Raw genomic sequence first — 19,898 nt, forward strand, 5'->3', positions numbered from 1 at the left:
GGGCGGCTTTCCTGCCCTTGCGGGGCTTGGCCGACTGGGCCTTTAGCACGGCGGTCTCCAGCTTCAGCCGTTGCAGTTCCTGTTTCTTCAGCTCGACGGCGATTTCCAGGTCGAGCGCGGAAAGCAGGATGGTTTCCCGACTGGCCCGGGGTCCCCGCTCAAGAAGGCGTTGCCGCGTTTGGCGGGACAGCACCTCCCAGTCCAGCTTCGGCGTGGGCATCCGCAGGATGGGGATCGCCCGTCGGGCGCGATGCCACCGATACACACGCCGCCATACCATGGCCCCGAATGCGATGAGAGCCATCGACGCCCGGCCGACGACCAGCATGGAAGCCATCGCGGCGGCGATAAAGATCAATCCAAAGAGGAAATACATGGGTTTCTCCTGTCGTTGAAGCGCGAGGAGAAACACGCCCCGAGGGGAGTCGTAACTCCCCGTGCGGGATGGTAAGGGTCCTGCCGAAAGCGAGGCCTTCGGCATGACGATCGGGTGGCTGCTTGTTTTCGATCCCCAGCTGGGATCATCGCGTACGAACCGCCAGGGTGCCGTACAGGAGTTCGCCTTCTCCATGCCGACCTGAAGGAGATCGACAGGGAGAAGGCGCCGACACGAGGTCGGCGCATGGTTCATGGATTGATCAGCAGATCCTTCGCCAGTTCGAACAACCGGGTTCGCAGCTCGCCAAGGTCGTTGATCACGATGGACTTCGGATAAAGGTGACTCACGTCGATACCTAAACCAATCCCCACCCCTTCGATACCGGAGCGCTGGCAGCGCGCCAGAATGTCCAGGGTCGACAAACGGTCGTCGGGCTGGCCGTCGGTCAGGACCATCACCACCCTGCGGGGTTCGCGACACCGGCACAACGACGCGGCGGCGTACCAGATCGCCTCGGCCATCGGCGTGCTGCCGCCCGGCGTCAAGGCGAAAGCCCCGACGTTTGGACGGAGCTTCTCGCCATGACGGAGCACGGTATACACCGACCGTTCATCCCCGCCCGGAAAGGCGGTGATCGCCGGATTCACGCCCGGTATGCCTTCCAGGGCCAGCGCCAACGCCATGGATGCATCCAGCGCTAGCGGCATCCGCGCCCCCATCGCGCGGCCGGCCGTGTCGTGGGCCTGATAACCCATGCTGTCCGAGCGGTCGATGAGCAGGTGAATCGCCGTGTTGGGATTCACCTTGTGCGCCTGGCGCAGAAAGATTCGGGTTTCGCCGGCGGGCAGCCTATGCAGCTGCCCGCTGTCGATCCGCTGACCGCAGCGTTTGCGGACGGGCCGATTACGACGATGCGACTGCACCACACCCTGGAGGGCTGCCCGGATCTTCCCGGATTCCCCCTGAACCTTGCGGTGCAGAGCCAGACCCATGGCTTCGTTGCGCCCGGGATCATCGCCGCCGGGCAGGCAGACAGGAACCACCTGGGCGTCGTCGATCCTCAGCGCCTCCTTTACCGCCTCGAAGACATCCTGTTCCAGGTCGTCTTCGTCGGCGCCGAGGATTTGCTGAAGCAGTGTCTCCAAAGCCGCGGTGTCGATCCCGGCGGGCTGAAGCCCGTCGTCGTCAGGGTTGGGTTGCTCCGAACCGGCGGCACCGCCCGATGCAGGACTTGCCCGATCCGTGTTTTGGCCTGCTTGGCCGTCATCCGGGTTGGTGTCTGCCGTTTCGTCGTGTCCAGACTCCGGCCGGCAATTCTCTTCGCCAGCACCTCTATCGGATGCTTCCGGATTGGTACCATCGTCCCGGTCCGAATCGGACCCGCTTGCCGGACTTGTAGCCTCGGCTTCCTTTTCCTTCCGGACTTCGTCCTCGATCATCTCGAGGATCTGGTCTGCCAGAGATAGGCAGTCGCGCTCGCAGGAAAGGCCTTCCGGTACTTCCGACAGCAAACCCTTCAGGCGGATCACGGCGCCCTTGGGAAATCGGGCCCTCAGGGCTTTCTCGCTTTCGGTCACCAGCGGCGTGAGGGCGGTCTGCCCCAGCACCCGGGCACGCAGGCTCTTGAGCACGTAGCCGTGGAGGATGTCACCGGGATGATCCTGCTCTGTATGAGCCTTGAACTTGCCCTGAGCGATCATCTTTTCGATGGTCCTGCGGATGGTCAGCCGGGTACCGGGAAATTCCTTGGCGCCTTCGTGCTCGATGCGAACATCCTCGATGGCGCCACAGAGGCGTCGGCGGATGACCGAACGCCCGTAATCGATCGAGAAGTCAGAATGGCGAATGTGGAATGCCTCGTGAGCCAGCAGCCCCCAGGCGTAATCCTTGTAATCCGGATCGTCGCCGTCATAGCCGGGCAACTGGATAGCATCTCCCGTGGTATAGGCTTGGTCGCCACCGACTCGGACCTTGATGCCGAAGCGCTGGCCGATGGCGGCGGCTACGATGGGAAATGCCCTGTTCAGGGTTCTATCTTTCATGGTTTGGCTCCTTGAGAGCGGGACAAACCATGCCCGGAGGGGCAAGTTCGCCCCGGTGGGGTTGTAGGATGGCGGCGCCTATCGTGTGATCACACCGCCGTAGTCGTTCGATCGTCCGGTAGCACCGCTCCGTAGTGCCTGGCGATGATCCGGTTGACCTTGTCCAATAGCGTTCGGTCCTTGAACCAGACATGGAGGTTCTGATTCTTGTAGAGCTTGAACCGCAGGTAGTCGGTTTCGACCACGGCCGGCTTTGTTCGGGAGGCCTGCGAGACCCGTGCAGCGGCATCGCAGAGCGGTTCCTTTGGTGTCCTTCCGTCCAGCAGAAGGAAGATGCGGTCCAGGTCGCGGACCTGTTGCTCCCGCTCGCCGTAATGATTGAATCCGTAATCACCCAAGGCGCCCTTCATGACCAGGCTCTCGCCGACGCGGAATGCGTTGTTGCGTCGGAAGGCCTGCCTGTTCAGGGATTGGAACACGGTGATCACGCCACGCTCGAAGATCCGCTCGGCATTCATCACCATCTCCCGAAAGGTCATGGCCGCATTGTCGAGCGTGAACTCGGGCGGCGTTTTCAGTGACTCGTTGAAGTCTTTGAGCGCCTGGGCATCCATGACTGCCTTCAGCCCGAGCGCATCGCGAAGATGCGCCCAGGCTTCCCGATCAAGGCAGGCTCGAACAACGGTAACGAGGTCGTGCACATCTCCCTGATCCAGTTGATAGAAAGCTTGACGGTCCAGGCCGGAATACAAGCGGACATATTTAGCAGAAGGCGCCGCCTTGGCGAATTCCCGCGAGGCATCGGCCAACAGGCTGAATCCTCGTTCTACCAGCTCCAGGCAACGGTCACGGTGTGCGACCAGATCCTCGATGGACCCGGCACGAATAAGCTCGTTCATGATTTGCCTCCGATAAGAAAACGGGGCAAACCAAGCCGCAAGGGCAGAGTTTGCCCCTATGGGGTTAAGGTCGATGACTACAACGTATCGACGGGAGCGACGGGAATGCTGCGCCCCGCTTCATCGATGTAATGTTCGAGACCGTGGCGTTGCGCTTCCCGACGGGCGGCATCGTGCGTGTTACTCGTCACGAAGCCTTGCGTCTTGTGGAAAAGGCCTTGCGGCCCAACCACGCCGAACTCCCTTTGCCAGCCTCCCGGAGGACGGCCGCAGTCGATGATTCTGACGGTTTTCATGGCGCTCGCTGTCAGAACCAAAATTCAACCAGGGATGCCGAATCAAGTTCGGGTTTCAACGCAGGAATCAAGACTTCTGCCTCTACCGAAGCGGCTTCGGCGGGAACCTCATCTGTGTCCATTTCCTCCTCGATACCCTCGAACAGACCGAATCGGTCGATGGCCGAGGATTCCGATGGACTGTCCGGTGTGGTCAAGGTGTCCAGCTCGGCGTGCGGTTCCTCGTCCGGGACGGACATTGGGGGAGCCCTTCTTTCCGTTACCGACGGCGACAGCGCTTCCTGGCTCAGCCCCTCCCCGTGCCGCTTGATCTTTTCCGGATCGGACAGCAGCAAGGCGAAGGCAAAGACTTCCTGGAGGTAGACGCCATCGAGGGCGCCCACCTTCGGTACTCGGGACAGCAAGGCGTCTATGGACTGCACCACCGGGCTCACCCGATGATCCAGAAACGCGAGCCCGTCCAGCTTGTCGCGGATCCGCTTGAAGGGACTCAAGGCCTTTCGTGTCACGCTTTGCCGTCCCAGCAGGGAGTGTTCCACCAGATCGTTGGCATCCTGGGCGACTTCCCGGAACAGGTTGTCGCTCATAGACTCGACCTTACGGCTCAGGCTTTCGGCGATCTCCTGCGAGCTTTCGCCTTCGAGCGATTCAGGCTGCGAAACCCGAAACACCACATAGTCGAACCGCAGGCCGGCCGCCACCACATCGACAGGATCCACCGCGCGGCAGATCGCTTGCGCGAAGGCCGGATGCTTGGCGACCCAGTCGGAGATGGACTCGTCGTAACGGGACAGGAACTCACCGCGCGCGGTTTCGAAGCTCGAGGCGATCCGATCCAGCTCGCACCGAATCGAACCGATGGCGCCTTCCGGCACGGCGAAACCGCCCAGGAAGCGGGTGCCGACCTTGAGACAAATCCGCTCGGCTTCCTTCTTGAGGCGGTTGAACACCGCCAGCTCGCCGGGGTCGGCGATCTTCTTCGAGCCCAGCGACGCCAAGTCCTCCGGCGGCAACACGCTACCGTCGGCCAGAATCAAATCCTCCTTGCGGAGTTTCTTCCGCCCGCCCCAGATGGTGGCATCCAGTTTGACCACCAGCAGGCGGTCCAAAATCAATGTGGTTTCTTGCATGGTACGTCTCCTTAGGTTGTGAAGGGACGCACCACGCCCCCAGGGGCGAACGATGCGCCCCATGGGGGTTGAACGAATTCGGCGATGACTTTAAAAGTAGAAATTGTCGCCGACCAATGTGGTCAAATTGATCCTAGGCTGCAGGAGTTCCAGGGCTTCCGCCAAGGGCCTCACCGATTCCAGATCGGTACCGAACCAGGCCAACAGCTCGGGTTCGGCCTTGAGATCGCCGATCTCACGGGCCTCTTCGCCGGCGATACCGATTTGCACATTGTCCAGTTCCGATTGCCGCAAGGCCAACAGGAACAGCAGCGGAATGACTCCGTGACCTTGGCGAATCTTGCCGGAAAGCTCCACAAGGGCATCGCTCTCGGTCAGGTCGATCAACTGTCGCCAGCCGTCCCATCTGGATGACGCCTCGATGTCGCCGGCCGCCTTGATCAGTCCGATCAACGATTGAACCCGGTTGCCGAGCCGATCTCGAACCGCCGGTTTTCCCGGGTTTGTGAGCTCGATGCTCCAGTACACCGCCTTGATGCGAGGGCGGACTGGCGGAGTGGCCGGCGTAACGCCTTGAATTGGCGTCAGCAGATTGCCCGCCGCATCGATCTGGACGCGGCCGACGAGTTCATAACCCTTGCGCCGTTTGGCCTGCTTCAGGTGGTGAACCTCGTCCGGATGCCGCAGGGGTTTAGTCTTGTCCTGGGGCAAGCGGGATCCGGTCCGGCCCCACCGTGTGGTGAAGCTGCCGTCGCCGTTGAGCCGGATCGCCCAGTCCTTGGACGAACCGTCGGCATGGCTGTATCGATAAAGCTCGAATTCAGCCATCAGGCACCTCCCCAGTCCTCGCCGAAGACATCCGAGGCGATGCGATGGATTGCTTCGCGCTCGGCCGGCTCGGCCCGTAGGGTCAGCGCCCTGTCCAGGGCATAGGCCAGGGCGTTGGGCGCTCCCTTGAAGGTCGCCGCCAGGCTGGCCCATCGGATCAGACCGCGGGTTGACAGCGTGACGGACAACTCGCCCGCACCATCCTGTCCGCCCAGGAAGACCTTGCGGATCTGGTTGGCGACCTTGACCATCTTTTCCATCACCGGCTGGGGCATGGTGGGTACCACGTCGACCAGCAGTTGCATTTCCTCAGCCGGGTCCGGATAACCCACTTCCATCAGTCGAAACCGGTCCAGGAAGGCCAGATTTTGCCTGAGGATGCCTTGGTAGAGTCCCGATTGATCGCCGGAACCGGCGCTGTTGCCGGTGGCCGCCAGGCGGAACTTGGGATGGGGCTTTACCGCTTCGCCGGTTTGCGGCAATGTCAACGGCTTGCCCTCGACGATGTCGTTGAGGCCGATCAGTTCGGACGGCTCCATGGCGTCGATCTCGTTCACCAGGAAGATGTGTCCGTGACGGACCGCCAGGGTCAACGGCCCGTCGACCCAACGCATCTCGCCACCGCCCAGCAGCATGTATTGCCCCAGGAGGTCATTGAGTTCCAGCCGGCCGTGGCCGGTGACGGTCTGCACCGGCCAGTTCAGCCGGGCCGCGACTTGCTCGATCAGCGAGGTCTTGCCGGAGCCCGTGGGACCGGTGATAAACAGCCCATCCCCCTTGGGGGCGGACAGAAAGGCCAACACGTCCCGCAAGTGATCCTTGCGGAAGATGTAGTCCTTCCGCAGCGGCACGAAAGGGTGGGACGCATCGGCAAAGCCTTCGACGACCATGGCGGCCGGCGCCGGCACGCCGAAGGTGGTGGATACGGGAAATGCTTGGTACATGGGAACCTCCTTTGCAGGGTTACACCCGCGATGAAGGCTCACGTCTCCCCCGAAGGAAAGGCTGAACCTCCCCGTCGGGGTTGCGTATTGAGGATGCCGCGTTACGATGAAGCTTTCGGTAACGGACATCCCATCATGATCAAACTGGGCGACAAGCTGCGACTCAGCGAACGCGAACTCGGCGCTTTCCGCAAGATGACCGGCGTCTACCAGACACCGGCCACCGTGGACGAGCACAACGGCGCCCTGGAGCGCGCGGCTTTGGCTTGGATGGACGAAGACGACAGTCCCGCCTCCCGGTTGCTTCAGGCCGTTTTACTCGCCGAACGCATCCCGAAGGAGTAGTTCGGCCAACAGCGCAGCCTTGCGGCGACCGATGGCCTTCAGTCCCAGGAGTTGGCGCAGCGTTTCCGCCTGCCCCCGGTCCATGAGCGCAAGCAGGAGCATGCGCGCCATGTCGTCGTGCAACTCCCGGAAGATGTCGGGATGGCCCAGCAAGGCACCGGCCACCGTGGCGGGTTTTTCCGTTGCCAGGTCCAGCAGGGTGTTCTCGGCTGCCAGTTGGGCCGCTTTCACGGCCAATCGATCGTGGTTTCTGCTCATAACTGCCTCCTGATTCAAAATCAAGGGAGACAGCTCTCCCACAGGGGAGATGTCTCCCCTATGGGTGAATGGCCTTGCGGCGGGTTGAACCGGGTTTGACGCACCCGGCACGGCGAAGGAACCCCTTCGCCGCCGCCCTAGGACGGAACGCCTGCACTAGGCAGGATTTCGGCGTTTCCAATCGGAAAGCGCCAAAAGTCAGTAACCAGTCTTTTCCGCTGACGCCTGCCGCGGACAAGTGCCAAGGGAAAAGCCCCGGTCAATACCGGGGCGGTTGAATCATCAGAACCAGTAATCGAGACCGGCCACCCGTTTCAGGGCTTCCGGCTCGAACGGCACTTCGGTTCTGCGGTCCTCGTCGTCGCGCAGAGTCAGCCGAACCTGCTCGGCACCTTTGCGCCGGAACGGCTCCAGATCGCTCTCCTGGACATCCGGTCGCAACTGCTGCAAGGTAGCCCTATAGTCGATGGCGCCGCGCCTGAGATAGCGGCTGATGCGTACACCCGACGATTCGGCGAGGGTGAACTCGCCCATCATCGCCAGGAAGCGCTGCTCCAGCTCGGCCATCTTCTTCTCTATGCCTTTGAGTTCGGCCACGTAGGGCGACCGTTTCTCATCGAGCTGCCGATAGTCGGCGGCCAGACGGAGCCAGGCTTCCAGTTCCGGACCTCTCGGTACATACAGGTCCCGCTCCGGATCCAAGGGCGGTTCCTTGCCGGTCTTGATGCATTCCCAGAAGACCCGGGCCCGCTCGACGATTTGGACGATGCAGTCGTCGTCGCGGGGAACATCGAGGTCCAGCACCTCCTCGCCGAAGATCAGCGAAAGAAAGGCCTTGTCGGACTCGGCCACGTAGATCTGGGTCTGTACCTGGGTGTAATAGCGCCGGTACAGTTCCGATTCGGTGCCGTTGGCCTGCGCCTCGCGAAACCTCGCCTCCGTCGGGGCCTTCAGTTCGACCGGATGTCCGTCATCGGTGAGCCCGTCGAACGAAGCCCGGAGTATGGGCTCCCCGGTCGATTCGGCGCAGATCGGCAACAGCAGGACACCGTGCCGATCCTCGAAGCGCCGGCGGGCGATCGGTTCCTCCCGAAGGCCGCGCTGGACATGGGGATTGCCGGAAAGGTCTTCCGGCAGCACCAGGCCGCGCTTCTCCGCCCACAGACGCCAAGGCGTCTTGTAGGGCGAACCCATCAGGACCGGCGCCTCGGAAGCGGTGACGCCGGCGTTGCGCCAGGCATGCCATTGTGGCGTGCGTTGCTTCAGGTCCACGATCTTCATGCCGTCCTCCCATCGAGGACAGTTGCGTCGGGAGTGCCAACGCGATCTCGTCTTCGCACGCTCAGTTGAACTTCGATAGCCAAGGCTTCCTCCGTCTGCCGCAATAAACGGGCGCAAGCCGCAGCCTGCTCGACGTCCTCGAAGAACAGCAGCGTCGCATCCTCGGATTCGAAACTGCGAGCACCGAAGTGCTGGGCGATGCATTCCAGATCCGATCTGGGCCGTTCGCCTTCGAGTTGCCGCCAGATCCGTTCCAGGAATTGCCGTCCGTGCTTGCGCACCGCGGCCGGCGTTTCGTAACGTTCCCAGTCGGTGTGCAGCGGCAACCGGTTGGCCGATTTGGTGGGGTTTGAATCGTTCATGGCATCCTCCAGAAGGGACGGCCATGACCCATCCCCCAAAGGGCGATGGATGGCGCCCCGGGTAGGGTTTAGAGAATCGGATCAGGCTTCGGCCGGTTCCGGATTGAGCGTCTTCTTGGCGTCCGCCAGCGCTTCGTGGCCGGATGCCGCCGCTCCATCAGCGTTGACCGGCACAGCGGCCAGTTTGGCCTGGCGAGCCTGGTTGATCTCCGCAGTGACGTAGCTCAGGTCGACGCCGCTGAAGTGCTCGGCGGCGTAATCGAGCGCCGCCTGCCAGGCGCCGGCTTTTTCCGCCCGGGCGATGAGCTTCGGCGCCATGCGCTTGGCTTCCGGGCTGGCCTCGCCTCCGGCGTAAGATGCCAGATCGGTTCCGGATATGACGGGCTCGGCCTGGCCCTCCAGGATTCGTTCGGCCTCGTCCTGATCGAAGATGCCCACAAACCCGAACACCAACCGCGAGGCCTGGATCATGGTCTTGTGGCGCAGGAAGCGCTTGGTGTGGGTCTGCCAAGGACCGTTGACGGTGTAGTTGCGACCGTCCTTGTTGCCGGTGAAGGGCTCGCGGTACACCTCGTCGAGGTATTCCCGAATGGCGATGGGATGGCTGCGGTCCTTGCGGTACATCACGCACTCCATCCATTCCGGGCAGGGCTTGGCGCCGGGCAGTTCCACGAGGTTGTCCGACGCACTGAATTCCATGCCGTCGAAGTTGGCGTGCTGGTTGATGATCCGCGCCCAGCCGTCCACCCCGACCACCGGCACGATGCCGTTCTGTTTGTCGGGATAGGCGTAGATTTCCTTGGTGAACGGATTCAGGCCGTATTGGTCGGCCACGATCAGCAAGGCCATCATCTGCTCGTCGGTCACCGGCGTGGAGCCGGGCTTTTGCCGGAATGCGGTGGCCTTGAGGATTTCGATGACCTTGGTCTGGTCGACGGAAAAGCGTTCAGCGAATTTCTGGATCAGCTTATTGTTCATGGGGATCTCCTGTGAGGGGACACCCTGACCCCGCCGGGGAGGATATCCCCGGTTCGGGTTGATGAAGTCGTCGAAAAATTACCGGCCCCTCGGCCGGGCAGCTCAACGCTCTATGACTGTCAGACGGCGAATCTGGGACGGCCCAGTCGATCGCATTTCACGGCAATGGCGGAAATGAAGGGAATGTCATCGTCCTCGAAGTCGAAGCCTTCGTCCGTCGGTGTGGCTATGGAACCACCGCCTCCGGTCTGGCCGGAATTTGCGGCTGGGGCAGACGCCCTCGACTCGGAACGGCTACCGAGCATTTTCATCTCGTGGCCGACGATTTCCGTGGTGTACTGATCCTGTCCGGCCTGGTTCTTCCATTTCCGGGTGCGGATGCGCCCCTCGATGAACACCAGTGAACCTTTCTTCAGGTATTCGCCCGCCACTTCGCCGGGACGCCCGAACAGGACGACCCGATGCCACTCGGTGGCCTGCTTCACCTCGCCCGTGCTCTTGTCCTTGTGGGACTCGGCTGTAGCGAGCGCCAGATTGGCGACGCATTTGCCTTCCGGGGTGTAACGCACCTCGGGATCACGGCCCAAGCGGCCGATGAGTTGTGCCTTGTTCAACATGGGTGGACTCCCCCCGCCGCACTCGGGAAATCGAGAGAAAGAGCCGGTGCGTGCGGATCGCCGGCATTCGGGATGCCCACATCCCTACTGGAGAGGGAGGTAGACTCTTCTGGTCAGGGTTTGAGCGCTAGCGGGTTGCCGCGTCCACCGCCAGCTCCAGGCGTTCCGCCCGGCTCGTGACGCGGTCGACCGCTTGGCTGCCCAGAACGACAGCGGCCGTCACAGTGACGCCGAGAAAGGATGGCTTTCATGGCGATCTCCTGAGTGGGCGAGCGCCATGAACCCCGGTCCGGGCATGACGCCCGGGTGGGGTTGATGAGGAATGGCTGTTCTTGTCGAGCGCCCAGCTTGCGCTCCCTGAGACTCTGCGAAGAAAGCCGCAGGGTTCGGATCTTCCAAAAACGGGGATCAAAATCGAGGGATGTTGTACCGCGTTGGTATGCGGGGCTGTGTCGGAATAGTTGCGGCTTTCAACGCAGTTTTTCTGCGGCCGGAGGGAGACGGTTCGGGCTAGGATCGCGAACTGGCATTCATCAGCGACCCGAGGACAACCCCATGGCAGAAGCCAAGAACCGCGCCTACAGCCGGCCCGTATTCGACCAGCGCATTACCATCCAGAGCGAACAGGCGCAGCGGGTGTTCGAACGGGAGTTTCCCCGGGTGGTGAGTTCACTTTATGCGATCGACGTGATCCTTCGCATCATCGGCGACGACCGGGAGATCGACGAGGTAGAGGGCCTGGTTGGCGCCATGATCGGCGATTGCGCCAAGGACATCCAGAACGAGAAGGGGCGCATCGAGAAACTCCGCGAGGACAACGGCATCACGGCCTCGCCGCGCTACACCAACCCAGAGCAGGTGGAAATCCGCATCGTCTCGCCCCAGGTCGCCCAGTTCGTGGCTTTGCTGCAGAAGATGGACGAACTGATGATCGCCCTGGACGCACTATGGCTGTGCGGGGTGCTGAGCAACAAGCAGCGCTCTGACGGAGTCTATCAGTGGCAGCAAAGGCTGCTGCGCCTCGGCCGGCGCATCGTGGCGATCGAACGCCGGGCAAGAGCGTCGGCGGGAAGGCGGGGAAAGGAAGCTGAGGTTCGTGAGGCTACGGGCGAAGTCGCCGAGGGCACGGAGATCGACGTTTCAGCGCCGGAAGTCGGCGACGCTGACGATAACCAGTCTGCAAAGGCCGCTCACGCTGCTGAGTAAATCAAGCAGGGTGACAGGCTGATAGTCGCTAATTTGCACTCGAAGCTGACTTGGCATCAAACCCCGTTACCCACCTGAAATCAAATTTACATTGTCATAGGGCATTGCTAGGGAACAGGTGAAGTTTCCGCCCGGCTATTACGTCACCTGGAGCGGCCAATTCGAATTCATGGAACGCGCCCCGGCAAACTGGCCATTCGGGTCCGGAAGTGCACACGCCATGTCGTACAGATGCTTTAAATGGCTCAGGCATCGCAGCACCGATACTCACCTTAACGCGGAGGCGCTTCCGGTGTGAGGTCCAACAACTGAGAGGAAGCGACCAAAGCAGCTTTGAGAAAGAGTTTCTCGGGAATAATCTCGAACGTAGTTCCCCCTACCTCTACCGTTCGACACTCTGAGTCGCCACAAACAGAACAGCAACGACTGCTCCCAACTCTCGCACCGAGCCATTCCTCCATGGGTCTACCCGCGATCCAAATGCGGTTGGACTCCGAGGGGTTGGCGTTGAATGATTTTTCGTCTATCTCTCTGAGCTCAAGGGTTGGCTCAATGCCCAAGGGGCGGAGAGCCTCCTTGAGTTTACTGACGGCCTGCTCCATCTCCTGATAGGTGGCGTTGCAGCGGTCACACGTCTTCCCGTCCAAGCTCACGAGCCTCTGCCAAATTATCGGTAGCGATTTCACAACAATAATCCCTTTCTGAGGCGTCTAACGACTTGTGTCGTGAGAACTCATTGACGTTTCACGACCCCCGATGCGCGGACAAAGCTCCGCAAGCTTTAATTTGGCTGCGTCGCGAGTTCAGGATTCTGAATGCCGACGCGGCAGCGTCCTCCGACCCGTAACTCCTTGCGCTTTTCGAAACGGTCAAGGTCGCCGGCAAATAGGCCATTCGCGTCCGGTAGCGCACACGCCATGTCGTACAGGTGCTTGAGATGACCGGCTCCGGTGACCAGACGATGATAAACCCACCGGCCCTCTTTCTCCGCGGACAACAAACCCGCCTGGCGTAGGATTTTTACGTGTCGTGACAGCTTGTATTGAGGTTCCAGCAGGCTGTCCACCAGCTCGCACAGACATGCCTCCTCGCCCGTCACAGCAAGAAGGCGCACGATGCGGATGCGCGTAGGGTCTGCCAGAGCTTGAAATAAATGTTCAGCTTGAAGATTGACTACATACATAGTTGCATTATTATGCAATTGAGAAAGCCGCACAATACGCATGAATGAGCGTTGCGCTTAGGGAGAGAGCGTTCAAAATCCCAGTGCCAGTAGACTAGCAATCCTTGAGGAGACCATCATGAAAACACACATTCTTTTGATCGTCGCTGCTCTCTTATCGCTCAGCCCCTTCGCATTGTCCGCTCAAGAACAACAACAGCAGCCCATGTCCGAAAAGGAGACCCAGGACCGCCTGAAGCAGATGGAAAAGGAACTGGCCAAAATGCGCCAGACGAAGGATGCCCAGGAGCGCATGCATATGATGGATCAACACATGGAACACATGCGTGACATGATGAATGACATGGGCTGCTGCCAGGGAAACCAGTCCATGATGGGCCATGAGCCTAAAAAGTAGCGTTGCGCTAGTCATTGCCTCTCAAATTATCCCAATCGTTCAATGTCAGTGCTCCTACGTCGCGACCGCCGATCCAAGAACTGGCTCAGCCTGTGGCTCATGGTCGCGGTGCTGGGGCACTTCACTCTGGGCGTTCTCGAACAGTCGGCCTATGTCCTATGTTTCGGAGCGGATGGGCATGTTGCGGTGGAACGCGCCGGCCATGACCATCGCAGCCTGAGCCATCGTGATTTGGATCAGGCCATCTCAGGCAAAACAGCCCTGAAAAACGCTGATTCTTCCTGTGTCGATATCCCGGTTGCTAGCGACGATCACGGCTCGCACACGCCTTTCACCGAATTCGGGAAGGGCTTGGGTGATGTGGGATGGGCCGTGCTCGTCGTGTTTGGTTTCATCCTGCTTCCTCTCGTCCGGACGGCCATCGCCGTTTTCCGCGCTCATAGTCCCCCTCTCCTCGACTCCCGCATCCTTCTCCGCCGCAGCGTCGTGCTGCTGATCTAGGTCTCCAAGCGGTCTTTGCCCGTCGAAAGGCACTAGGGGCTGTCGTGTGCGTGCCGCACGGCAGAGCGCTCCATCCGCTTGAGAGAATCATCCGTGCTCAATAAATTCACCATACCGGCAGTCTTCGTGCTGACCGGCTTCCTTCCATTCGATAGCAACGCCGAGGGTGCCACAACGGTTGCACTCACGGCGCCAGCCGTACCCATCAAGATGGCTTCCACGGAAGAACCTACCGGGGACATCACCCTGATGCAGGCGCTCGCCGCGGCATTGCTAAGAAACCCAGAACTCGCCGCTTTCTCGCAGGAAACCCGCGCCCGCGAAGCGGCGGTGCTGCAGGCGGGACTGTTCCCGAACCCAACTTTCGGGGCTAACGCGGCGAATTTCGCCAATGTGCGTGCCAAGGGATTCGACGGCGATGTCGTGACCCTGGAGCTCAGCCAACTGATTGAGCTGGGCGGCAAGCGCGCCGCCCGTATCGAGGCGGCGCAACAGACGCAGGAACTTGCCGGCTGGGATTATGAGACCGTGCGCATTGCGGTAGCGACCCAGGTCGCCCAGGCCTTCACGGAAGTGCTGGGCGCCCAGGCGCGGCTCGATCTGGCACGGCAGACAACGGAACTCGCGGATCAAGTGGCCACGACGGTCGGGAATCAAGTGAAGGTTGGCGAGGTATCCCCGGTGGAGGAAACCCGCACGAGGGTCGCGCTCGCCACCGTCCGCACCGATTTGACGCGGGCGGAACGGGAGCTGGAGGCCGCCCGAAGGCGCTTGGCGTCCTTCTGGAGCAGTGTCGTGCCCCGTTTTGCCAAGGCACGCGGTGAACTCGAATCCTTGTCGCCCATCCCCAGCCTCGAACGATTGCAGGTAAGGATTCACCAGAATCCCGAGCTGGCCCGTTGGACTACGGAACTGGCGCAACGACAGGCCCTGGTCGATCTGGAAAAGACCCAGGCCATCCCCGACGTTACTGCAACCGTGGGAACGAGCTACTACCGGCAGAATAATGACTACGTCCTCCTGGCCGGCGTATCGGTGCCGCTGCCCGTTTTCAACCGCAATCAGGGCGGCATTCTGGAAGCGGAGCGCCGGCGCGGCAAGGCGGAGGACGAGCGCCGCGCCGCCGAGGTGCGGGTCGGCACGGCTTTGAACACGGCCTATCAGGCGCTCGCCGCCGCCTATGCGGAAGCGGAGACGTACAAAACTTCTATCTTGTCGGGCGCCGAGAGCGCGTTCGAGGCGGTGCGGAAGGGGTATCGATTCGGTGAGTTCGCCCTGCTGGATGTCCTCGACACCCAACGCACCCTATTCACCGCCCGGGCGCAATACCTCCGCGCGCTCACCGCCTATCACCAAGGGGTCGCCGAAGTGGAGCGGCTTATCGGCGAACGGCTCGCCGTCGTCGAAAATTCCGAGGGGTCGAAATGACAGGCAAGAACCCATTGATCATTGCGAGTATCGCTCTGGTGGGAAGTTTAATGGAACTCCCTTTCCCAGCGCGGGGCGAAGTCCACGAACATGAAGCTGGCCGCCAGGAAGAACACATCGTTCGCCTGAGCGCCGACCAGCTCGCACAAAACGGCATCCGGGTCGAAACGGCGGGACCAGGCCAGTTGGCCACGAACCTGAATCTCCCCGGCCAGGTGATGATCAACACCGACCGGCTCGCCCACGTGGTGCCGCGCGTAGCGGGCGTGGTGCGCGAGGTCAAAAAAACGCTCGGCGACGGCGTCAAGGCCGGCGAGGTCCTGGCGGTGATCGACAGCCGCGAACTGGCCGAAGCTCGCGCCATCTATCTCGTGGCGCGGGAGCGGGCGGCGCTGGCCTCGGCTACCTTCCAGCGCAAAGAATCCCTGTGGAAGGACCAAATCACCTCCAAACAGCTCTACCAGGAAGCCAAACAAGCCTTGGCGGTCGCCCGGGTCGAGGAACATACGGCGGAACAGAAACTCCTGGCGATGGGGATTTCACTGCGAGAGCTGGAGGCGCTGACCCATCACTCCCTGGAATCTCTCCATCCTCATGAGGTCTTGGGGCGCTACGACATCACCGCGCCTTTCAGCGGCACCATCCTCGAACGGCATATCACTTTGGGGGAAGCCGTGGAGTCCAGCGCCTCTATATTTCTGCTCGGGGATCTGAACACAGTGTGGGTGGATTTGAGCGTCTACCCCAAGGACCTTTCGGCGGTGCGGACCGGCCAAACCGTCTCGATCCGCGCCGGCGAGAGCGGCCCCGAAGCCCAGGGAAAAATCATCCACGTTCAGCCGCTGGTGAGCGAAGAGACGCGCCGTACCTTCGCCCGCGTCGAAGTGGACAATCGGGATGGCCGCTGGCAACCGGGCTTGTTCGTCACTGGACGGCTGCAATCCGGCGCGGTGGAGGTGCCGCTTCGGGTGGGCCGTTCCGCGTTACAGACCATCCAGAACAAGCCCGTGGTGTTCGTTCAAGAGGCAGAAGGTTTCGAAGCGCGCCCCGTGACCCTCGGCCGCGGTGACGACAGCCAGGTAGAGATCGTCGAGGGGCTCAAGCCCGGTGAGCGTTATGTGGAAAGCGGCAGTTTCATCCTCAAGGCCGAACTGGAAAAAGGCGAGGCCGAACATGAACATTAAATCGCCGCGTGCCGTTCTGTTCCACCCTTTGGGGGTCCGCCATGCTTGAGCGCCTCCTTGGGTTTTCCATCCGCCACCGCGTGATGATGGCACTGGCCACCCTGGCGCTGGCCGTGGTGGGCGGCTATTCGCTCACCCGGCTGCCCATCGACGCGGTGCCCGACATCACCAACCAGCAGGTGCAAATCAACACCCTGTCCCCGGGCCTTTCGCCCACAGACATCGAAAAGCAGGTCACCTTTCCCATCGAGACCGCCCTGGCCGGTATCCGGGGCCTCGATTACACCCGCTCGCTGTCGCGCAATGGCTTTTCCCAAGTGACGGCGGTGTTCCACGACGAGGTGGATATTTACTTCGCCCGCCAACAGGTGAATGAGCGCCTGCTCGAAGCGCGTGAGAGTCTGCCGCCCGGCGCCGAACTCAAGATGGGACCCATCGCCACCGGACTCGGCGAGATCTCCATGTGGACGGTGGAATACATGCATCCAAATGGCCGGGACACGGAAACGACAGACGGCGCACCGGGCTGGCAGCGCGACGGAAGCTATCTCACGTCCGAAGGCCAGTTGCTTCGTCACTCCTTCGAGCAGGCCGCGTACTTGCGCACCGTCCAGGACTGGATCGTCCGTCCCCAGGTCAAGAACGTGGCGGGCGTGGCCGGGGTGGACGTTATCGGCGGCTACGTCAAGCAATACCACGTACAGCCCGATCCCGCCAAACTACTGGCCTACGGTTTGACGTTCCAAGACCTGATCACCGCCTTGGAACGCAATAACGCCAGTGTCGGCGCCGGTTACATCGAAACCCAAGGGGAGTCGCTTCAGGTTCGTTCCGACGGCCGAATTGCCAACGTCGACCAGATCGCCGACATCGTCGTCGCAACGCGCGACGGAACCCCCATCCATGTTCACGATGTGGCGGAAGTGGGTATCGGCAAGGAATTGCGGACCGGCGCGGCCTCCGAAAACGGCGAGGAGGTCGTCGTGGGCACCGCGATCATGCGCATCGGCGAGAACAGCCGCGCAGTCGCGGCAGCCGTGGACGAAAAACTGAAAGCCATCGGCAAGGCCTTACCGCCGGACGTGCGCATCAAGCCCGTGCTGAACCGCACCCTGCTGGTGGATGCCACCATCAAGACGGTAGGCGCCAACCTGATGGAAGGGGCGGCCCTGGTGATCGCCGTGCTGTTCTGGATTCTCGGCAATCTGCGCGCCGCCTTGATTACCGCGCTGGTGATTCCGCTGGCCTTGCTGATGACGGCGACCGGCATGGTTCGTGGCGGCCTCAGCGGCAACCTGATGAGCCTCGGCGCCCTGGACTTCGGCCTGATCGTCGACGGCGCCGTGATTATCGTGGAGAACTGCCTGCGCCACCTGGCGGAACGCCAGCATGCGCTGGGACGCCGCCTGACGCTCGACGAGCGGCTCAAGGAGGTCGCCCTGTCCGCCAAGCAGGTCATCCAGCCGTCCGTGTTTGGTCAGGCGATCATCATCACCGTCTACGTGCCGATCCTGAGCCTGACCGGAATCGAGGGCAAGATGTTCCACCCCATGGCGGCGACCGTGATCCTGGCACTGCTTTCGGCCTTCGTGCTATCGCTGACCTTCGTGCCGGCCATGGTGGCCCTGGTGTTCCGGGGCGACGTGGAGGAAAAGGACAACCGTTTCATGCACGCCGTCAAGACCGCTTACACGCCTCTGTTGGTCGCTGGCCTGCGATCTCCCGTGCGGGTCGTGGCGGTGGCGACGCTCGTCTTCGTCGGAGCGCTCGGGCTGTTCACGCGCCTGGGCCAGGAATTCATGCCGACCCTGGACGAAAAGAACATCCTAGCTCAGGCTCTGCGCATTCCCAGTACCGGCCTAACTCAATCGATGGGGATGCAGGCTCAGGTGGAAAAAACCCTTGCCCGATTTCCGGAGGTCGCTTACGTCTTCGGTAAGACAGGTACCGCGGAACTGGCCACCGATCCCATGCCGCCCAACGCCTCCGATACGTTTGTGATGCTCAAACCACATGAACAATGGCCGGAGCCGGACAAACCGAAGGCGGAATTGGTCGAGCAGATGGAACAGGCGCTGGAACAACTGCCCGGGAATCAATACGAGTTCACCCAGCCGATCCAGATGCGCTTCAACGAATTGATCGCCGGCGTGCGCAGCGACGTGGCGGTCAAACTCTTTGGCGACGACTTTAACGTCATGCAGCCCTTGGCCCAGCGCATCGGTCGGCTGTTGCAGGATGTGCCCGGCGCGGCCGACGTCAAAGTGGAGCAAACCAGCGGCTTGCCGATGCTGAACGTGATCGTCGACCGAGCCGCCATCGCCCGCTACGGCCTCAACATCACCGACGTGCAGGACGTCCTCGCCGTCGCCGTGGGCGGGCGGAACGCCGGCCTGGTGTTCGAGGGCGACCGCCGCTATGCCTTGGTGGTCCGTCTGCCGGAAACCCTGCGCGGCGATGTGGCGGCGCTCCGGCAACTGCCCATCCCGCTGCCGCAGAGTGCCGCTGCCAGTCAAGGCCAGCCTAACTATCTTCCGCTCGGCGAAGTCGCCCGGATCGAGATCGCCGAAGGCCCCAATCAGGTGAGCCGGGAAAACGGCAAGCGGCGCATCGTGGTTCAGGCCAATGTCCGGGGACGCGATCTCGGCTCGTTCGTCACCGAGGCGGAACAGCGTCTCGACGTGGAACTCAAGTTGCCCGCCGGCTACTGGCTGGATTGGGGCGGTCAGTTCGAGAACCTGGTCAAGGCCAAGGCGCGGCTGCTGGTCGTGGTGCCGGTGTGCTTCTTTCTGATCTTCCTGCTGTTGTTCAGCGCCTTCAACTCGGTCAAGCAGGCCCTCCTGATCTTCAGCGGAGTGCCGTTTGCGCTGATCGGCGGCGTGTTGGCCCTGTGGCTGCGGGGGATACCCTTCTCGATCACGGCGGCGGTGGGCTTCATCGCCCTCTCGGGGGTCGCCGTGCTCAACGGCCTGGTCATGGTGAGTTTCATCGACCAATTGCGAAAAGAGGGGCTGCCGCTGGAACAGGCGATTATGCAGGGCGCCATCACCCGGCTGCGCCCGGTCCTCATGACCGCGCTGGTCGCTTCCCTGGGCTTCGTGCCCATGGCACTGGCCACCGGCACCGGGGCGGAAGTGCAGAAGCCGTTGGCGACGGTGGTCATCGGCGGGCTGATTTCCAGCACGGTGCTCACGCTGCTGGTACTGCCAGTGATCTATCGGCTGACCCAAAGGGAGGAGGACGCCAATACCGTGACAACAGGAGGCGAACCATGATTACACCAGCGGTACTGTCGATACTGTACTTCCTCTTGGCCGGTCTCATGGAAATTGGGGGCGGCTATCTTGTTTGGCTCTGGCTGCGTGACCGGTACCCGTGGTGGGTAGGCTTGCTAGGGGCAGTGGTACTCATCGGTTATGGCATCGTGCCTACCTTTCAGCCGGCCCACTTTGGACGCGTCTATGCCGCCTATGGCGGCGTGTTCGTGTTCATGTCCCTGCTGTGGGGCTGGTGGATCGACGGGAAGACCCCAGACAGATGGGATGTGCTCGGCGCAGCCCTGTGCGTTGCTGGCGTGATGGTCATTATGTACACGCCGCGCGGGAACATCCCCTAAGGGAGCCCATTAAGCCAATCGTAG

20 protein-coding genes and 1 pseudogene are annotated in these 19,898 nt (G+C 61.7%); 8 read left to right on the forward strand and 13 right to left on the reverse strand.

The genetic code is table 11. The features are described from left to right. Window positions 1–627: 627 nt before the first annotated feature. From JWZ97_RS04310 to JWZ97_RS04335, 6 genes are all read right to left on the reverse strand, one after another. Window positions 628–2,421, reverse strand: coding sequence for a VWA domain-containing protein (locus tag JWZ97_RS04310; RefSeq protein WP_205433586.1), 1,794 nt, complete (start codon window positions 2,419–2,421; stop codon window positions 628–630). Between the two features lie 89 nt (window positions 2,422–2,510). Beyond that, the gene (locus JWZ97_RS04315; protein ID WP_205433587.1) at window positions 2,511–3,320 is read right to left on the reverse strand and encodes a DUF4942 domain-containing protein; all 810 of its coding nucleotides are present in this window, start codon (window positions 3,318–3,320) and stop codon (window positions 2,511–2,513) included. Window positions 3,321–3,397: 77 nt separating this feature from the next. Next, on the reverse strand, window positions 3,398–3,616 hold the full coding sequence (locus tag JWZ97_RS04320; RefSeq protein ID WP_205433588.1) for a hypothetical protein: 219 nt from the start codon (window positions 3,614–3,616) through the stop codon (window positions 3,398–3,400). An 11-nt stretch (window positions 3,617–3,627) separates the two neighbouring features. Continuing rightward, complete coding sequence (locus JWZ97_RS04325) at window positions 3,628–4,746, reverse strand: DUF3150 domain-containing protein (protein WP_205433589.1); 1,119 nt, start codon at window positions 4,744–4,746, stop codon at window positions 3,628–3,630. A 90-nt stretch (window positions 4,747–4,836) separates the two neighbouring features. Then, complete coding sequence (locus JWZ97_RS04330) at window positions 4,837–5,574, reverse strand: WGR domain-containing protein (protein ID WP_205433590.1); 738 nt, start codon at window positions 5,572–5,574, stop codon at window positions 4,837–4,839. After that, window positions 5,574–6,518 (reverse strand): AAA family ATPase, encoded by a 945-nt coding sequence (locus JWZ97_RS04335; protein ID WP_205433591.1) that lies wholly within the window; start codon window positions 6,516–6,518, stop codon window positions 5,574–5,576. Before JWZ97_RS04335 ends, JWZ97_RS04330 begins: the two co-directional genes overlap by 1 nt. A gap of 135 nt (window positions 6,519–6,653) precedes the next feature. On the opposite strand from JWZ97_RS04335, the gene JWZ97_RS04340 reads away from it, so the two are divergent. Further along, a complete protein-coding gene (locus JWZ97_RS04340; protein ID WP_205433592.1) occupies window positions 6,654–6,863 on the forward strand; it encodes a hypothetical protein in 210 nt (69 codons plus the stop codon). Here the strand turns inward: JWZ97_RS04340 and JWZ97_RS04345 are convergent. From JWZ97_RS04345 to ssb, 5 genes and pseudogenes are all read right to left on the reverse strand, one after another. Continuing rightward, window positions 6,834–7,121: a hypothetical protein gene (locus JWZ97_RS04345; protein WP_205433593.1), complete on the reverse strand. Its 288-nt coding sequence runs from the start codon at window positions 7,119–7,121 to the stop codon at window positions 6,834–6,836. The two genes, JWZ97_RS04340 and JWZ97_RS04345, sit on opposite strands and share 30 nt — an antisense overlap. Window positions 7,122–7,403: 282 nt before the next feature. After that, the gene (locus tag JWZ97_RS04350) at window positions 7,404–8,402 is read right to left on the reverse strand and encodes a YqaJ viral recombinase family protein (RefSeq protein ID WP_205433594.1); all 999 of its coding nucleotides are present in this window, start codon (window positions 8,400–8,402) and stop codon (window positions 7,404–7,406) included. Continuing rightward, window positions 8,399–8,764, reverse strand: coding sequence for a hypothetical protein (locus JWZ97_RS04355; RefSeq protein WP_205433595.1), 366 nt, complete (start codon window positions 8,762–8,764; stop codon window positions 8,399–8,401). The genes JWZ97_RS04350 and JWZ97_RS04355 overlap by 4 nt, the downstream gene beginning before the upstream one ends. Before the next feature lie 171 nt (window positions 8,765–8,935). After that, a pseudogene (bet, locus tag JWZ97_RS04360) lies at window positions 8,936–9,742 on the reverse strand (phage recombination protein Bet); the annotation flags it as partial. A gap of 119 nt (window positions 9,743–9,861) precedes the next feature. Further along, entirely contained in the window at window positions 9,862–10,359 is a 498-nt protein-coding gene (ssb, locus tag JWZ97_RS04365; protein WP_205433597.1) for a single-stranded DNA-binding protein, read from the reverse strand. 555 nt (window positions 10,360–10,914) lie between these two features. Between ssb and JWZ97_RS04370 the strand changes: the two genes are divergently transcribed. Next, complete coding sequence (locus JWZ97_RS04370) at window positions 10,915–11,565, forward strand: hypothetical protein (protein WP_205433598.1); 651 nt, start codon at window positions 10,915–10,917, stop codon at window positions 11,563–11,565. Window positions 11,566–11,837: 272 nt separating this feature from the next. Here JWZ97_RS04370 and JWZ97_RS20300 read toward each other — a convergent pair whose 3' ends face one another. Both JWZ97_RS20300 and JWZ97_RS04380 read right to left on the reverse strand, forming a co-directional pair. Beyond that, the gene (locus JWZ97_RS20300; RefSeq protein ID WP_205433599.1) at window positions 11,838–12,251 is read right to left on the reverse strand and encodes a DUF2703 domain-containing protein; all 414 of its coding nucleotides are present in this window, start codon (window positions 12,249–12,251) and stop codon (window positions 11,838–11,840) included. Between the two features lie 95 nt (window positions 12,252–12,346). After that, window positions 12,347–12,748 carry a metalloregulator ArsR/SmtB family transcription factor gene (locus JWZ97_RS04380; protein ID WP_205433600.1) on the reverse strand — a complete coding sequence of 134 codons (402 nt, stop codon included), beginning with the start codon at window positions 12,746–12,748 and terminating at the stop codon, window positions 12,347–12,349. Window positions 12,749–12,866: 118 nt separating this feature from the next. Between JWZ97_RS04380 and JWZ97_RS04385 the strand changes: the two genes are divergently transcribed. From JWZ97_RS04385 to JWZ97_RS04410, 6 genes are all read left to right on the forward strand, one after another. Next, window positions 12,867–13,145, forward strand: a complete 279-nt coding sequence (locus JWZ97_RS04385) for a hypothetical protein (protein WP_205433601.1) — start codon at window positions 12,867–12,869, stop codon at window positions 13,143–13,145. 99 nt (window positions 13,146–13,244) lie between these two features. Next, entirely contained in the window at window positions 13,245–13,646 is a 402-nt protein-coding gene (locus JWZ97_RS04390) for a hypothetical protein (RefSeq protein WP_205433602.1), read from the forward strand. 93 nt (window positions 13,647–13,739) lie between these two features. Beyond that, on the forward strand, window positions 13,740–15,074 hold the full coding sequence (locus JWZ97_RS04395; protein ID WP_240342478.1) for a TolC family protein: 1,335 nt from the start codon (window positions 13,740–13,742) through the stop codon (window positions 15,072–15,074). A 50-nt stretch (window positions 15,075–15,124) separates the two neighbouring features. After that, the gene (locus JWZ97_RS04400) at window positions 15,125–16,258 is read left to right on the forward strand and encodes an efflux RND transporter periplasmic adaptor subunit (protein ID WP_205433603.1); all 1,134 of its coding nucleotides are present in this window, start codon (window positions 15,125–15,127) and stop codon (window positions 16,256–16,258) included. Window positions 16,259–16,299: 41 nt separating this feature from the next. After that, entirely contained in the window at window positions 16,300–19,533 is a 3,234-nt protein-coding gene (locus JWZ97_RS04405) for an efflux RND transporter permease subunit (RefSeq protein ID WP_205433604.1), read from the forward strand. After that, window positions 19,530–19,874, forward strand: a complete 345-nt coding sequence (locus tag JWZ97_RS04410; protein WP_205433605.1) for a YnfA family protein — start codon at window positions 19,530–19,532, stop codon at window positions 19,872–19,874. The genes JWZ97_RS04405 and JWZ97_RS04410 overlap by 4 nt, the downstream gene beginning before the upstream one ends. Window positions 19,875–19,898 lie beyond the last annotated feature (24 nt).

It is taken from the genome of Methylococcus sp. EFPC2 (assembly GCF_016925495.1).
Classification (GTDB): Bacteria; Pseudomonadota; Gammaproteobacteria; order Methylococcales; family Methylococcaceae; genus EFPC2.